The organism is Enterococcus sp. DIV1224 (assembly GCF_050555455.1).
In the GTDB taxonomy this organism is placed as follows: domain Bacteria; phylum Bacillota; class Bacilli; order Lactobacillales; family Enterococcaceae; genus Enterococcus_B; species Enterococcus_B lactis.
On record NZ_CP187859.1, the window covers coordinates 1984625 to 2000000 of the forward strand.

At 37.1% G+C, this 15376-nt stretch carries 14 protein-coding genes, 2 tRNA genes, 1 pseudogene and 1 other annotated feature (2 of these 18 cut by a window edge); of the genes and pseudogenes, 5 read left to right on the plus strand and 12 right to left on the minus strand.

The window, feature by feature from the left end; genetic code table 11:
* Window positions 1–51 (minus strand) — a binding site (T-box leader) (it extends 166 nt beyond the left edge of the window).
* A gap of 128 nt (window positions 52–179) precedes the next feature.
* From IGK53_RS09720 to IGK53_RS09750, 7 genes are all read right to left on the minus strand, one after another.
* A complete protein-coding gene (locus IGK53_RS09720) occupies window positions 180–827 on the minus strand; it encodes a redox-sensing transcriptional repressor Rex (protein ID WP_002341217.1) in 648 nt (215 codons plus the stop codon).
* Window positions 828–1090: 263 nt separating this feature from the next.
* The gene (gene thiI, locus IGK53_RS09725) at window positions 1091–2302 is read right to left on the minus strand and encodes a tRNA uracil 4-sulfurtransferase ThiI (RefSeq protein WP_002310213.1); all 1212 of its coding nucleotides are present in this window, start codon (window positions 2300–2302) and stop codon (window positions 1091–1093) included.
* A gap of 15 nt (window positions 2303–2317) precedes the next feature.
* On the minus strand, window positions 2318–3460 hold the full coding sequence (locus tag IGK53_RS09730) for a cysteine desulfurase family protein (protein WP_002315458.1): 1143 nt from the start codon (window positions 3458–3460) through the stop codon (window positions 2318–2320).
* Window positions 3461–3625: 165 nt separating this feature from the next.
* Window positions 3626–5347: a septation ring formation regulator EzrA gene (locus IGK53_RS09735; protein ID WP_002342254.1), complete on the minus strand. Its 1722-nt coding sequence runs from the start codon at window positions 5345–5347 to the stop codon at window positions 3626–3628.
* A 199-nt stretch (window positions 5348–5546) separates the two neighbouring features.
* Complete coding sequence (locus IGK53_RS09740; protein WP_002335499.1) at window positions 5547–6107, minus strand: haloacid dehalogenase; 561 nt, start codon at window positions 6105–6107, stop codon at window positions 5547–5549.
* Window positions 6108–6132: 25 nt separating this feature from the next.
* Entirely contained in the window at window positions 6133–6972 is an 840-nt protein-coding gene (locus tag IGK53_RS09745) for a Cof-type HAD-IIB family hydrolase (RefSeq protein WP_002335498.1), read from the minus strand.
* A 33-nt stretch (window positions 6973–7005) separates the two neighbouring features.
* A complete protein-coding gene (locus tag IGK53_RS09750; protein ID WP_195219691.1) occupies window positions 7006–7839 on the minus strand; it encodes a DUF72 domain-containing protein in 834 nt (277 codons plus the stop codon).
* Between the two features lie 230 nt (window positions 7840–8069).
* Here IGK53_RS09750 and IGK53_RS09755 point away from each other — a divergent pair, with 230 nt between their 5' ends.
* The gene (locus IGK53_RS09755; protein ID WP_002314249.1) at window positions 8070–9038 is read left to right on the plus strand and encodes an asparaginase; all 969 of its coding nucleotides are present in this window, start codon (window positions 8070–8072) and stop codon (window positions 9036–9038) included.
* A gap of 155 nt (window positions 9039–9193) precedes the next feature.
* Here IGK53_RS09755 and IGK53_RS09760 read toward each other — a convergent pair whose 3' ends face one another.
* From IGK53_RS09760 to IGK53_RS09770, 3 genes are all read right to left on the minus strand, one after another.
* Entirely contained in the window at window positions 9194–9931 is a 738-nt protein-coding gene (locus tag IGK53_RS09760; protein ID WP_002335496.1) for an acyl-ACP thioesterase domain-containing protein, read from the minus strand.
* A 15-nt stretch (window positions 9932–9946) separates the two neighbouring features.
* Entirely contained in the window at window positions 9947–10780 is an 834-nt protein-coding gene (locus tag IGK53_RS09765; RefSeq protein ID WP_002315463.1) for a fructosamine kinase family protein, read from the minus strand.
* Window positions 10781–10986: 206 nt separating this feature from the next.
* Window positions 10987–12315, minus strand: coding sequence for an aminopeptidase C (locus IGK53_RS09770; protein WP_002341214.1), 1329 nt, complete (start codon window positions 12313–12315; stop codon window positions 10987–10989).
* Window positions 12316–12610: 295 nt separating this feature from the next.
* Here IGK53_RS09770 and IGK53_RS09775 point away from each other — a divergent pair, with 295 nt between their 5' ends.
* Window positions 12611–12775: a hypothetical protein gene (locus IGK53_RS09775; RefSeq protein WP_002335493.1), complete on the plus strand. Its 165-nt coding sequence runs from the start codon at window positions 12611–12613 to the stop codon at window positions 12773–12775.
* Between the two features lie 137 nt (window positions 12776–12912).
* Here IGK53_RS09775 and IGK53_RS09780 read toward each other — a convergent pair.
* Window positions 12913–12986 (minus strand) — tRNA-Asn (locus IGK53_RS09780).
* A 215-nt stretch (window positions 12987–13201) separates the two neighbouring features.
* On the opposite strand from IGK53_RS09780, the gene IGK53_RS09785 reads away from it, so the two are divergent.
* The 3 genes and pseudogenes from IGK53_RS09785 to IGK53_RS09795 all read left to right on the plus strand — a co-directional run.
* A tRNA-Thr gene (locus tag IGK53_RS09785) sits at window positions 13202–13274 on the plus strand.
* Between the two features lie 799 nt (window positions 13275–14073).
* Window positions 14074–14292, plus strand: a complete 219-nt coding sequence (locus IGK53_RS09790; protein WP_002342256.1) for a hypothetical protein — start codon at window positions 14074–14076, stop codon at window positions 14290–14292.
* 325 nt (window positions 14293–14617) lie between these two features.
* Window positions 14618–14974, plus strand: a pseudogene (locus IGK53_RS09795) (alpha/beta fold hydrolase); the annotation flags it as partial.
* Window positions 14975–15096: 122 nt separating this feature from the next.
* Here the strand turns inward: IGK53_RS09795 and IGK53_RS09800 are convergent.
* Window positions 15097–15376: the 3' portion of an iron-sulfur cluster biosynthesis family protein gene (locus IGK53_RS09800; RefSeq protein WP_002335491.1), read on the minus strand. It continues 95 nt past the right edge of the window; only the last 280 of its 375 coding nucleotides appear in the window; its start codon lies beyond the right edge, outside the window; the stop codon is at window positions 15097–15099.

Here is a 15376-nt window from a genome sequence, read left to right on the forward strand (position 1 = left end):
CTCTCTCTAAGAATGAATGTGCCAGTTACTCCTCTTGTTCAGCGTTATGCTTCATTCTACAATGGTTTTTTTTTTTAGTCAACAAGTGGTCGTGAAAAAACCACTTCATTTAGTATTAAAAAATTTTTGAAAGAATTACAATGGATCCTCGCAAGATCAATAAGCCTACTCAAATTTTCCTAAGAAAAAACTTCTGAGTAATTCTCATCAAAGTAAATAAGCGTCTGTAACTCGGTTGTCAAATCAATGTATTGAACATTGACATAAGTTGGGACAGTTACTCGGTCAGGTGCAAAGTTAAGGATAGCGGTTACATTTCCTTTGACAATTTCATCAATAGCAGATTGTGAATATTTACTTGGTACCGTAGAGATTGCTACTGTCACATTTTTTGCTTTGGCTATCTCCGCGAAACGATCAATCGGATAGATCATCTCTCCATCAATGACTCGATTGATCAGTGCTGGATCATTATCAAAGACGCACACGATATTTAGATTTTCATTTCTTCTAAAATTGTTGTGTTTCAATGCTTTGCCAAGATTTCCGTATCCAACTAATGCGATTCGTTTTTCTTCTTTAGTATTAAGGATATTATTGAATACATCGATAAGGAAAGGGACATCATAGCCATATCCGCTTCTGCCTAGCTCGCCTAATTGCGAGAAGTCTCTGCGGATCGTTGCAGAAGGAATTTGGGTGATTTCGCTGAACTCATTTGATTTGATTCTACTTATGCCTGAGTCATCTAGCATCTTTAAATAGCGTAAATATAAAGGTAACCTTTTCGCAGTTGCTTTTGGCAGTGTATCTGTTTTTTCTCGCATAACGACGCTCCTTGTTAATAATTTCACATATTTAGTGTAACATGTTTCTAACCCGGGAGCAAGGTTACAGGTAGGAAGGAAAAGGGTGTGAGACAAATAAAACGACCCAAAAATTAACTATTTGGGTCGCTATTTCATGGAAAATTCTCTTTTTTATCATTTATCAGCTAATCTTCGACATTAGTTCAAAAACGGTAAAATATATGGAGCTATTTTTCCGTTTTGTTTCTCTAATACTCAGGTAAAAACACTGATTTCACAACCTACAGCAATTCTGAAAATTCTTCAGTTTTTTCATTAGAAGATTCTGCTTGTATCTCTTCCATCTTCAAGCCAGCTAGTGCTCGTTGGATCATTTCATCTATTGCTAAACGCTCTTCATATTGATGGACCTTTTCCAGTTGAGGGCGTGTTTTTGGCTGTGGAGGAGCAAAAATCGTACAGCAGTCTTCAAAAGGCTGGATAGAAAGATTAAATGTATCGATCTGTTCTGCTACTTCAATGATTTCAAGTTTATCCATTGTCGCTACAGGCCGAATGATTGGCGTATTCGTTACTTCATTGATAGCCACCATACTTTGCAAGGTTTGTGAAGCCACTTGACCTAATGATTCGCCATTCAAAATAACTAGACCATGACGAATACGGCGAATTTCATCGGTCAACCGCAACATCATTCGACGAGTGATCGTCATCCAATATCCTTGTGGCACTGATTTTTTGATTTCTTCTTGAATCTCGGTAAATGGCACTTCAATAAAATGGATTGTTCCTACATAAGGTGCTAGTTTCGCTGTTAAGTCTTTTGCTTTTTGCAGTGCTTGTTCACTTGTATACGGCGGACTAGCAAAATGAACAGCTTCGATTTCCACTCCCCGCTTCATTGCAAAATATCCTGCAACAGGAGAATCAATCCCGCCAGAAAGCATGAGCATTCCTTTTCCGCTTGTTCCTACAGGCAACCCGCCAGCTCCTTTGATCGTTTCATACGACAGATAAGCGCCGTCACGACGAATCTCTACACGTAATGGAATATCGGGCTGACGCATTTGAACTTGGATATGAGGGAAAATATCAAAAACAGCATTGCCTAATGTTTGATTCAATTCATTACTTGTCAATTCAAATTGGTGATCGCTTCTTTTAGCGATAATTTTAAATGTTTCTTTCCCTGTATAAATTTCTTTCATGATGTCTTGAACAGCTTGTTTCAAAACTTCGACATCTTTTTCTACCCGAATACTCGGAGAAAAATTTTGGATCCCAAATATTTTTGCTAGTTTTGGAATAACTAGCTGACTGTCTGCACCATTCAACAAAAGATGCATCCGGTCGCGATCAGCATGGATTTTGATTTCTGGAAATTCTTTCAAAGCTTGTCTGACATTTTGTGCTAGTTGCATGATAAAGCTTTTTCGATTCTTTCCTTTTGTCGAAAGCTCTCCATAACGGACCATAATTTCACTGTATTTCACAAGAACACTCCTCTTTTAATTGATTGCAGAAAATTTCTTATAAAGCTGCTTGAAAATAATCATAAATTGCTCCACTTCTGCTAATGAATTATTTTCATCTAGGCTGATTCGAATAGCAGATGTAGCCAAATCATTTGGTACATGCATCGCATGCAATGTACTGCTTGCCATATGTTTACGTGAGGAGCAGGCACTAGTAGTAGAAACAAATATTTGTTTTTCCTCTAATGCATGGACGAGAACTTCACCACGAATTCCTTTTAGAGCAAAACATAAAATATGCGGCGCATAGTCGGTTCCTTCTGAAAAGATCGTCACTTTATCATACGACTTCAGCGCATGGATCAAAGCTTCTTTTAAGCGTTGTGTCTGCTCAGGTTTTTGTTCCTTTATCTCTAATGATAAACGTAAAGCTTTAGCCATAGCCACAATACCTGGAACATTTTCTGTCCCACTTCGCTGATTTCTTTCCTGTCCTCCACCTGTCAGTAATGGTGCTAAACGACGACCCTTTTTCCAATAAATGAAACCAGTTCCCCGTGGGCCATGGAATTTATGGGCTGAAAATGTTGCAAAATCCACTCTCCCTGTCAACCATTGCGAGAATGGTACTTTTCCGATTGCCTGAACAGCATCTACATGGAAATGAATTTTAGGGAAATCATCCAAAAGATCACTGATTTCTTGGATGGGCTGAATCGATCCTACTTCATTATTCACAGCCATAACAGAGACCAAAACTGTCTCTTTTCTTATTAATTTTTTCAATTCGTCAACACGTACAAAACCGCGTTTATCTACTGGGGCGATACTTACTTCGATTCCTAATTCTTTTAATTGTTCGGCCGTCTCACTGACTGCCGGATGTTCGATTCCTGAAATGATCATATGATTCCCATACTCTCTTTTTTCAATCATCGTTCCTTTTAATACCCAATTATCTCCTTCTGTTCCTCCTGAAGTAAAAAAGATTTCTTCTGGTTCTGCATGGATCAAATCAGCGATCTGCTTTCTTGCTTGCTGCAACAACCGATTAGCTTGATTGCCCAAATCATGAAGACTTGATGGATTCCCAATAATCCGCTGACTGGTTTTTACGTATGCATCTAAGCTTTGCGGAAAGATTGGGGTCGTTGCACTGTTATCAAAATATATCATAAGAAACCCCTCTTTTTTGAAATTCTTTTCTATTATAACGGTTGTCCAAGGTGCTTTCAAGAGCAGGTGGAATTTTCACTTGTTTCGTCCTTCGGATAGACATAAAAAAAGACAAGAACAAGACGGATGGTTGTCTTGTTCTTGCATGATTGCTGCTTTTTTGCTTTATACTAAGTCTGGATGATTAAAATAAAAATCTTCGATACGTTTGAAAGCACCTGGTTCTACTCGCTCTAATGCTGTACCAATTTCGTCTAATGCTTCTTGATAATGATATTCTTTATTGAATAAATAGTAACTTTTATCAATTGCTTCTCGCACTTCTTCGTGTGTATGACGATAACGGTTTGCATATTGGAGCATTTGCTCCGTTAGTGCTGCTGCATCTACTAGATCATGTGTCTTCTTATCTAATAATTCTAGATCTTCTTCGCATAGAGCAACTAAACGATTGACTTCCTCCATGTTTACTCGAATTTTATTCAAGACAACACTTAGTTCTTCAATACGATCAGTAGCAACAAAAAAGAATTCTAGGTAATCATTCGGCAAGCCAGGCAAACGTTGTTTCTCTACAAAACGTTTCAAGCTACGCAATTTAAATTCGAATGTATCGATCTTTTCTTGCGCTTCTTTTTCGCCTTTTCTCAATTCATGTAATGAGTCGTCGATCTCTACTTGTTGCGTTTCGATATCTTCTAAGACCTTGAAGACTGTTTTATAGAACGTAAGCACTTCTGAATAAGGGATTTCGTGTTGGCGAATCTGTGGAATCATCTGTTCATTTTGACGTTCCATTTCTTCCACTTCAGTTTGGAAACCTCGTACACGACCAATTTCATTGTGATTCAATGTATAGCTTTGAGCGGTGTGATCCAACTCAATCAATAATTGACGGTTATTCTTCGTTGTATGTTTGATATACTCTGCAATCGTTGATTGGTTAGTTTTTACATATCTCTGAGCTTCCATTTCCCGTTCTAAGATGTCATATAGCGAATCAATCAAATCAGCTGTTTCTCGGTTTTCGAATTCGACCGTTTCAACTTCTGTTTTTTCAAGATTGGCTAATGAATTTTCAATTCTTCGACTTACTTTTGCGATATCTTCAGCAAGATCTTCTTCAGGGAATACATATTGTTCTTCCATTAATTTCTCATAAGTATCACTAATTTCTTCAAGTTGTTCAGGGAAAGTCGTATGGAGATCTTCATACAGTGGTGGTATTTTTTTCATCAGAGCTTCCACTTCATACGTATGTTTTTCTGCTTTATCTAAAACCTCGCGGGCCTCTACAGGATCGCCGGAAGTATTTAAAGTCACGAATTGCGTAAATTCTTTTTCGATCATCTTGATCTGTTTTTGCAATTCAAAAAGAGCTGGTCCATATTCATGCTCGTCTTCTCTGACTTTTTCTTTCAGTTCTTCATAGACATCAAGCGCCTGCTGGACAGCTAATGAGTTGCGTTCTTCTGTTTCTCGCAATTCCTTCAGACCTTCACGGATTTCCGTTACTTGTTTCTCCATTTGGTCCATTGTTGCTTCTGCTTCAACAACTGCTTTTTTTCCTTTTAAGAACCGAAAACTTTCATTGAGGTTTTCCACTTCAAAAATTTGACTTTCTAATTCAGCGAATGAGGAAGTAGATATGTCATTCCACTTTTGACTCCATTCACGAAAGGTATTTTGGCTTTGCCCAACCAGATGCATTTTTTTAACATCATCGACTTCTTCAATCACTGGCAAGTCAAATAATTCTTCCTTGCGTTTTTCTAAGGCATCCAATCGATCTTGGTTTTTTTTCTTCATCAAGTAACTAACCAAAAAGACGACAATGGCGACTATAATGATTGCAATGACGATTCCGATGATAACATTATTTCCCATTTATGGTTCCTCCGTTTTCAGTATGCATCTTTTTATGCAACAGATGGCGTTCTGCTTAGCATAAATCCAAATAATACGTCTCTCGTGCAAAAGACATCTATTCTAGATTATAGCATACTATTTTCATGCATTCACTAACTTAAACGAAAATCTTTTGTTTTTCCATCGTATAAATATAACAAAAATAGTGAAGTACTGATCACTCTCTTTCGTTTGTGCGTGCACTCCTATCAGCAGAGCTTTTCCCAGCAAGAGCTTCTTGAATCTGTCGTTGGATTTCTGCCGCGATTTTAGGCTCTGGCGCGTACTCCATCTGCCAGTTCTCAGGTTTCAATACTTTATTTGTTACAGGATCATAATGAGGTTTTCCATCTGGAAACAATTTTCCCATATTTGCCTGATGCACGATATCAAATATTCGATCAGGCGCTATTCCCAATAATGAAAAAGAACCATAAGTAAAGTAAAGGATATCTGTCAGTGCATCTACTTGTTCAATCAGTGGGTCACTTCCCCACTCTGTTTTATCAAGTATTTTTTCTTCTGCTTTATCTAATGCTTCGTGTAGCAGAGTAACAGCTTCATGTAGTTGTTCTTTACTTGGTGAGGTAGCTGCAACAAATTCAACAAGTTCTTCTATTTTGAATGCAGCACGTGTATGAGCCTCCATCGCATTAAAAGCTGTGGGGATTTCTGGTCTTCTTGGATCAAAAATTTTGTGAAATGCTTCTACTTTTTGAAAAGGTGTCTCTGATTCCATACTAATGTTTTCCTTCTTTCATTGACTAATAAATCAGACCAAAGTGTTTCAGTCCTTCGTATATGCCATCTTCTTCATTTGATTGGGTCACAAAATCTGCGGCATGTTTTACTTCGTTCTGAGCATTTCCCATGGCCACTCCAATTCCTACACCTTTCAGCATCTCGATATCATTGTAATGGTCGCCGAATGCCATGATTTCTTCCATCTCAATTCCGACAGCATTTGCGAAAGCTTGGATGCCTAGCAATTTTGAACCACCTTTTGGGATAATATCTACAGTATACGTATTTGAACGTTGGAAGGTACACTCAGGAAATAGATGTTCTAACTTTTTCTGTTCTGACTCCGGACTAAGCAGTATACATTGGTAAATTGGTTCTTTTAATATCTCTAATGTTTCATAACGGTCCTTTTGCCGGTGAGGGCTAAAAAGCTGGAGGATTTTTTTCATCAGACGTACCGGGAATTTACGCGGTAAAAAGCTGACTAGCCGCTTGATAAAAATCGATTGTCCTAATAGCATCGTCGTTGATCCATCTAGCCGATTTCTCGCACCAAAAACGATTTGTCGATGGTTCTCATCTGCAAATTCAACAATATGTTCCAATACTTTTTGTTCAAAAGGGTGGTCGATAATCGTTCGATCTGCAGTAAAAACCAGTTGGCCATTATACACGACATACATATCTAATTCCAATTCATCAATGATTTCTTTGATCTTTATTGGGCTGCGACCCGTTGCTACACCGCATAAAATGCCGTTTTTCCGAGCATAATTAATTGCTTGTTTTGTTGATTCCAATGCTTTTGAACGATTGGTGACCAATGTTCCGTCAATATCAAAAAAAATAGCTTTGATCATAGACTTCGCCCCTTTCATGAATAAAATAAGCCCTTAAAACAGATCCATTTGAGTTGGATTAAGTCCATCCGGCTTGATATTTAATATTTTTTGCAGTGCTAATGCATTTTCAGCCGCATCCCCACCAGAATTGTTATTAAAAATCACACCTATCTCTTTTGTCTTAGAATCAACTGCTTTGACTTCACGTGCTAGTTCTTGCAGTTCTTTTTCTGAATAACGATACAATGTTCTTTTTTTGCGCCAATCTTTATCATTTGCTTGCCATCCCTGAGCATTCCTACCATGGAATCGAAAGAGAGCAAAGTTCGGATTGGTTACAAATGGATCAAAAGGGATCGTTGTATTCAGCAGCTGCGGCTCATCGATGATGGCTAAAGAAAAAGCGGCTCGAGACATAAAGTTTCTCGTACGTTCAAGAAATTCATCGCTGTACCAAGAATAATCCCGCAATTCTACGGCAACAGGATAACTCTCAAACCACTTTCTAAGTTTGCGCAAGTATTGGACATTTTCTTTTGTACATTTGAATGAAGAGGGGAATTGAATTAAAAAGCTAAAAAGCTTTCCAGCTTCTACCATTGGCGACATGACATCTAAAAAATGCGTAATCATCTCTTCTTCGGTCTGATAATAAGGCTTCCAATCTCCTTGACCGCTGATCCCTTGATAGACTTTGACTACAAAGCGAAAAGATTCAGGTACTTCGTTTATCCAATTCTCAACAGAGGACTTTCGAGGAATCCCATAATAAGCAGTATCTAATTCCACTAAGGGTAGAAATCCGGCATATTCATACAGAGTGTTATTCTTTTTGCCAGTTAATTTGTCATGTTCTTTAAACGATGTTAATCCGATTCTGATCATTTTCGACCACCTTCGTAATTGTTTTCCCTTGACTGCTTTTTTGTAAAAGAAACTCAACCAAATACTCCGTGCATTAAGAGGTCAAGGTCGAGTCTTCTTCGTTTAAGTAAGGGCAGCTTTTTTATAATAAGTCTGGCTATTGTTATTCTTCACTGATAGCAAAACTCTTTTATATAGTATACAATAAGATTTAACGGCTATGCAAAATTATTCGTAAGGAAGTCTGTAAAATGAAAAAAATACTTGTACTGCACACCGGCGGAACGATCGCCATGAAAGAAAACATGCTCACTGGCGGTGTTAGTCCTGATGTGGCAAACCCGTTATTAGATGCAGAAATCACGATACCTGAGCATGTGGAACTCTTAGTTGAAGATATCTTCAATCTTCCCTCACCACACATCATGCCTTCTCACATGTTGGTATTAAAAGAACGTATCTTGTCCGCTTATGAATCAGGTATATTCGGAGTGGTGATTACACATGGTACGGATACATTAGAAGAAACTGCCTTTTTTCTTGATACAACGATTGGTGACAAATTACCAATTGTTTTGACTGGGGCAATGCGTTCAAGTAACGAACTTGGAAGTGACGGTCTCTATAATTTTGAAAGTGCTATTCGCGTCGCAAGCTGTGAAGAAGCGGTAGATAAGGGTGTATTAGTTGTCATGAACGATGAGATCCATTCTGCACGCTACGTGACAAAGACCCACACCACAAATGTTGCTACTTTCCGAACGCCTACATTGGGACCAATCGGTTTAGTAACTAAGAATCGAATCTTATTCTTACAAGAACTTTTAGAAACAAAGCGGCTGGATATTTCCGCTGTAAATGGGACTATCCCAATTGTTAAAGCATATGCTGGGATGCAAGGAGACTTATTGGAAGCAATCGCCCATACGAAAGTAGACGGTCTAGTCATTGAAGCTTTAGGTGCCGGAAATCTCCCTCCTCAAGCCCTAGCAGCTTTAGAAAAGCTCCTTGTCCAAAAAATCCCTGTAGTACTTGTTTCTCGTTGTTTCAATGGAATCGCAGAGCCTGTTTATGATTATGAAGGCGGAGGAAAAGAACTAGAAGAAATGGGGATTATTTTCTGCAACAGTATCAATAGTCAAAAAGCACGTTTAAAACTATTGATTGCCGTAAACTATGGTTTGACGGGTGAAGAATTGATTTCGTTTATCCAAAACTAAACATCAATATCTGATAGCTAAACTTAAAAAGAGAGGCTGTGACAAAAGTAGCTTCTTCGAAAACTAAGCCGAAATTTTACAAAAATTTTGAGAAACAATTTTCGTAAACTTCTTCTTATTTCTTGAAGCTGACCATTTCTGTCACAACCTCTTTTTTATTTATTTTTCCATAGAATATTGGCTTCACAATACAGCTGTTCTTGCATTCGGATTTCATGTTTTGTTTTGACACCATTTTCAATTGGAACTTGTTCAAAATGGCTTTCGATCTCATTCCCGTACTCTACTTCTTTATCAAATCGAATAATTACTTTTTCTGGAACATGCGTAGTCAAAAAGTCATATCCCAATACATCAATGATCCAATTAAAATACATCGCATTATTAACATGCTGATTACTATCGATATCATAAAAACGAACACGATATGGCAGCATGAAGCCCGAATCAATCTTTTCAATTTTTTCCTGACGCTTGATTTTCTTGATTTTCTCACTCTCAAAAGGAGCAATGATCTCTTCATTAACACTGCTCATTTTTCGATTCACAAAATCCATCAATACAAAAACAGATTCTATTTTGACTAATTCTTCCCTATCTTCATCATGGATCCAGAAGTTCCGATAACAGAAAAACTTATTGTACTCCATGGCTTGAGTCGTTACTGAAATTACTTCACCGACTCTAGGTAAACGTTTAATCTCCATAGAATAATTCGTGATGACCCAAGTCAGTCCAAAGCTATTGACGAATTCACTGCCTCTTCCCAACTGGTCGCTTTGATCTTCAGATGTTTTGATAACTACTCCTAACATCGAAGGAAATGTCATCGTTTGATTGATGTCACACTCGTAATATGAAACTTCATGCTTTTTGGTATATTTCTTTGCCAAAAACACGCCCTCCTCTTAAAAACTTTCTAGTAATTGATCTACTTGGGAACCGTAACTTTCTCCAAACATATTCAAATGTGCCAAAAGATAATATAACTGGTAAATCGGCAGTCGATCTTCCCATCCCTCTTCTAATGGAAATATAGTTTGATAGGCATCTAAAAATTCCGGTCGGAAACCGCCGAATAATTGACTCATTGCGATATCTTGTTCCCGATTCCCATAAGAAACAGCCGGATCGACAAAAATTGGTTGTCCTTGCTGGTCAAAGAACACATTACCACTCCACAGGTCTCCGTGCAAGAGGCGTGGAGTGATCTTTTTGGGTTCAACCGATCTCAATACTCGTTCTTTAAATCGCAGATACTTTTCTTGCCGCTGTACATTCCAACGATTCGTTTCTTCTGCTAAAGAAATCTGGGCTTCAAGCCGATTTTTAAAGAAAAAAATCCACCAATCTTCTTCAAAAGAATTTTTCTGAATAAGTGTACCTAGATAGTTATCTTTTCGAAAACCAAATTGCGGCGCTGTTTGCTGATGGAGATTAGCTAAAGCTGCAGCAAGATCTCGTTGATCTCCTTTTCCCGGCTCGATCCATTCCATTAACAAATAAGCGCCTTCACTTGTTTCACCCAGCATGTACGTATCTGGTACACGTACGAATGCAGCTAGCTCTTTTAACCCGTCTACTTCTGCTTCAAAAAAACCTTTTTTTACATTCGGATGGATTTTCAAAAAATAAGCACGCTGCTCTGTTTTTATACGATAAGTTTGATTCACATCGCCGCCAACAACTGGAATCACTTTCCCATTTAGTTTCAGATCAGATAAAACAGTTTGGATATCCATGACTTTCCCCCCTACTCCCAATTTTATTCTATTTTGTCATCATACTTGTTTCATGATAAAAGGATTATTTCCAATCCTCATCCCTTTATTTAGAATTATAGCACAGAGACCATAAAAAGCAGGAGATGGACTTTATAGATAAAAAAGAGCTGACTTAAGCCAGCTCTTTTTTATCTATAATGCATACTCTTTATTGAACTATTTACCTATGCTAAAGCACCCATTGGATCCCATGGAGCTAGCACAATTGGTTCTTCATTGAACGCATTTAGTTGCTCTTTCGTCAACAAATCTTTTCTGACAACGATTTGGTACGTATATTCGTCCATCCAGGCATCACTCATAACGAAGAAACCGTTCTTTCCAACTTTTTCGCCCCAGCTGTTTTCGACTTTCCATTTTGTTGATTGTCCGTCCACTAAATCAACGCCAGTCAATACCATCGCATGGGTCATCAAACTTTCACCAAAATCCAAACGTTCAGCTTTAGTCATTGTGAAATCCGTATCGAATAGATCATCCATCGAATAAGCATCTAAGGCCATGATGCCACTGGTTCTAGTAGAAGATTGTCCTACATCACAACCAAACCATACAGATTCTCCTTGTTCAAGCTGAGCAATCGCTAATTTTTTGAAAGTTTCCATATCAACATTCAGGTATTTAACTTCTTTCCCGCCAACGACATTCCCTAGCATCTCTACTGTATAAGAACGATTGAATGGTTTGTCTTTTGTTGGTGCATTGATCACACTAACATAATCATCTAATTTTACACCGATGTATTTATCATAAAAAATTTGTGGTGTCAGTCCTCGGTCAAGATGATAGTTCTGTTCTTCATCGCGGTACTCAAAATCGAATTCTTTTGGAGGTGTTCCTAATGAGATGGCTAAGAAGTTATAAATACTTTCTAGCATTTCTTCTTTTTTTTCTTCAATAGCGTCTAATGTTTCTCCTTGAGCAACCATTTCGCGTAACACAACTGCATCTTTACGCAGTAGTTTGTTCAAGTAGTTATTCAAATCTCGAGAATTTGAACTATTCGCACTTTCCGGCATTACCGATTTGGGCACAACACCGTATTTTTGGAATAATGAAACGATCATATCCCATTGACCGCCATCTTGTTGAGGAGTAGTTAGCAAGAAAGCCACTTTTCGGCTATCAATAGTCTCTTTTCCAGTTGCAATGATGTTTTCATAGAAGTAATTTGCCTTTTCATATTTATCCCAGAAAAAAGTATAATTTTGTGATAATTCAAACTCTTTTAAATGGAATTGATTCAGCATTTTGTGACGGAACGTATTCAATGCAGCAAACATCCAGCAACGGCCCGATTGCATCTGATTAGCCACTTTTCCTGTAGCCAGATCAATAGAAAATACTGGTGTATTCGCCACATGTGCTGAAATATTTTCAGCAGAAGCAGTAATCCCGTTCTTCACGACAGCCCGCTGCAATGCCTGCTGTTTGTTATTTGCTTGAAACTGTTTGTCAAATTTTGTTGTCATATCCGGTGTAATAGCTTTCATCCAATCATCCTTCCAAATCCAAGTTACACTTCGTATTTTACTCTTAAGAATTTAGAAATACAATCTCTTCTATGATGAAATTTTCATTTGAATGAGAATATACTTACAACTTCATGAAGAAAAATATCATATGGTATACAATAATTTTCAGATAAAAAGGAATATTTCTATGAGATAACGAAAATGGCCTGTATAATAAAGAAGAGTCCTAGAAGAACATCATACAATAAGATAGCTTTCAAAATACTCATTGAAAGAAGGAACTACTATAACATAAGAAAGGAGAATGAATAAAATGAAAAACCTGATTGCTGGCGGCTTTTTGTTTGTGGGTGGTGGCATACTTATGAATACAGAAAACTTTGGGAATACCATCCCTTTTCTTGGTGCAGCTTGTGCTTTGATTGGTGTAGGAATGCTGATTTATTTCGTATTTAGCGATGATGGGAAGTATGGTTGATTATGAGTAGCCAACTCTACTCTCTCGTAAAGATTACAACATACGTGACAAAAACAGAAAGCTTGATTCATCATAATAATAAAAGAAAAAGAAACCCAAGTGATTGGATTTCTTTTTCTTTGCATAAGCTTTATTTACTCCGGCAGTAGGACTCGAACCTACGACATCATGATTAACAGTCATGCGCTACTACCAACTGAGCTATGCCGGAATCAAGTACATGAATATAATATCAATTTCTTTCAAATAACGCAATACTTTTTTTGAATTTTTTTACTATATTCTAGAAGAAACCGTTAGCATTTTTTGTTATTTTTACTTTTTTCTAAGAATTGTTTCATTAGTACAAAAACACATTTTTTTGATAAAAAACATATTGACAAATACATTAATATTCGTTATCCTATTATTTGTATTAATGATAATGCCGCTTTAGCTCAGCTGGTAGAGCGCTTCCATGGTAAGGAAGAGGTCGCCGGTTCAAGCCCGGCAAGTGGCTTCCTTAAACAGTGCAACATGTTGGTTTAACAATGTGTCTGCGCTGTTTTTTATTTTATGCCACGAAAATCCCACAAAACTGTTTTTATTTTAAACAAAAAAAGAATTTTTCAGTTCGTATGCGAATAAAAAAATTCATCCAATCGATTGCTCGACTCTTATTGTCGCGTAATGTTTAACGGCTCTGCAACATCTTCTTGAGAAACCCCTCTCTTTTTTCTATGAATATTTTAATTTCACTGCTAATTCCATAATCATCACCTCTTGTTTAGTTTACAACTAGTTGACCATTAGAAACCGCCCGTTTATTATTATGGGTTAAAGTTCTAGAAATAATATTCCCTCTAGATACTGAAACACGTAAATTCGAGGTAGATATAATATGCTGTCTGCCATTTACACGAACGTCATAGGAAACGGGTCAATTTCCATCAGAAGCTTTAGAGAAACGATAAGTTCTAGCACCAACTCTACACAGACGCTCAATTTCTTCAACTATTAAATGTATTTCCTCTCCTCCTCATTAATATAGGTCAGCTCCTTCATGTCCATACTATCTGGTAATACGAGCTCAAGTACAGTTGAGCTTATTTTTTCCTGAGCTTTTACTTCTTCTTTGGATCCAATTCCTCCTAAATATTTTTGTTAATAAAAGTCATGTACTCCCAAAATCAACTGCTAGTTACCTTAACGAAGCCAATGATTTACATTGATGTAACCTGGTGAGTTCTTATCAAGAAAGGAAGGTTCTGAGATAATTACATTAGTAACAATATAAATTTTTTATAGGAGGGATCATAATGATTAAAAAATTAGTTCTATGTACAATTGTATTGGGAAGTTTTGGGTTAAGTATCACGGCAAATGCGACCAACGAATATGGTGGTACTGATCAAGCAACTCTGAGATTGATCGAAAAAGCTGAAATATTAAATGAAGATATCTTGATGGTTGGCAATGATGAAGTGTCATTAGGAGGAATACGTCCTTGTTGCCTTACTAGGAAACAAGCAAATTGAACTAAATGGTCTTTCTAACTTGCCTATTCGGTTATCGAAAGATTCTAATACCAATAAAATGACTCCACAATATGGAAAGATTTCTTTCAAAGCGCCAAGTGATCCGAGAAGTTATGAGTTTGTTGTATATCAATTTGGTTTGGGAAAGGAAATGTTAGGTCTTTCGATGGTTGATAATTCTTTCAGGATGACCATCGTAGTAGAGTGAAAGTTCATTTATTCTCCAAATTAATGGAATCGCATTAAAGTAAGTGACTCTGTTGACAATCGATAACGGGGCTACTTGCTTTATGGATGTTTCAGTGCCCCCGAGTACTCCATCGATTTAATTGATCCACAATTTGAATCTCCTAATCGCTTATTGCTTATTTTCTAGAATGTTTATTTTTACTGCGTATCTTTTAAAATGTTTAAAAAATTAGGTTGGTCTAAAAAGCAAAGCCTTACCCTACTTCGTTTACTTAAAACATTAGATTGCAAAAAACAGCTTCGTACATCACGACTTCCTAAATTGATTTTATGCGGTACAAAAGATTATGCAAACAAGCCTGGAGCAAAACGGTTATATAAAGTTTTAGCTAATAGCCAACTCCTGTTTATCGAAAACGGAAAACAGGAATTGAATAGAGAAAAGCCAGAAATAATGGCACAAGCTATGCGATCATTTATCAAAAATAGCTAATCAATAAAAAAGACGACAAAATGTGTCGTCTTTTTTATTTACCAAGTTAAGAACGTTGTCTTGTTTTTCAATGTAGCTCGATTGAGACTAGTTTTATGGATCATGGATCAATGAAGAGAAAATTATTGTTTCATGCCAGAGAATTTTTCTGGTCGTAGATCGACTAATTGTACATGGCTGTCTAAAGAACCACTTGGACTTTCAAGAGTGAATACACCTAGACGTGGATCTAAAGAAAGGGTCATGTGTTCATCCATGTACATTTTTGAATAATCTTTGATATAAACTTCCCCAATATCACTATCTAATTGGAGTTTATAATCGTTTTTTCCTTGTTCTTTATCAAGAAGAAGTAAACGGAAACTAGTATCTAAAGAGCAAACACCCATTTTAGAATATTCA

What these genes read in the sequence shown, in the direction of transcription:
- IGK53_RS09740 (WP_002335499.1), bottom strand. Translation starts at nt 6,107, where the DNA reads ATGGAATCAGAGACACCTTTTCAAAAAGTAGAAGCATTTCACAAAATT.
- IGK53_RS09790 (WP_002342256.1), top strand. Translation starts at nt 14,074, where the DNA reads ATGATTAAAAAATTAGTTCTATGTACAATTGTATTGGGAAGTTTTGGG.
- IGK53_RS09720 (WP_002341217.1), bottom strand. Translation starts at nt 827, where the DNA reads ATGCGAGAAAAAACAGATACACTGCCAAAAGCAACTGCGAAAAGGTTA.
- IGK53_RS09730 (WP_002315458.1), bottom strand. Translation starts at nt 3,460, where the DNA reads ATGATATATTTTGATAACAGTGCAACGACCCCAATCTTTCCGCAAAGC.
- IGK53_RS09735 (WP_002342254.1), bottom strand. Translation starts at nt 5,347, where the DNA reads ATGGGAAATAATGTTATCATCGGAATCGTCATTGCAATCATTATAGTC.
- IGK53_RS09765 (WP_002315463.1), bottom strand. Translation starts at nt 10,780, where the DNA reads ATGGATATCCAAACTGTTTTATCTGATCTGAAACTAAATGGGAAAGTG.
- IGK53_RS09750 (WP_195219691.1), bottom strand. Translation starts at nt 7,839, where the DNA reads ATGATCAGAATCGGATTAACATCGTTTAAAGAACATGACAAATTAACT.
- IGK53_RS09775 (WP_002335493.1), top strand. Translation starts at nt 12,611, where the DNA reads ATGAAAAACCTGATTGCTGGCGGCTTTTTGTTTGTGGGTGGTGGCATA.
- IGK53_RS09755 (WP_002314249.1), top strand. Translation starts at nt 8,070, where the DNA reads ATGAAAAAAATACTTGTACTGCACACCGGCGGAACGATCGCCATGAAA.
- IGK53_RS09745 (WP_002335498.1), bottom strand. Translation starts at nt 6,972, where the DNA reads ATGATCAAAGCTATTTTTTTTGATATTGACGGAACATTGGTCACCAAT.
- IGK53_RS09770 (WP_002341214.1), bottom strand. Translation starts at nt 12,315, where the DNA reads ATGAAAGCTATTACACCGGATATGACAACAAAATTTGACAAACAGTTT.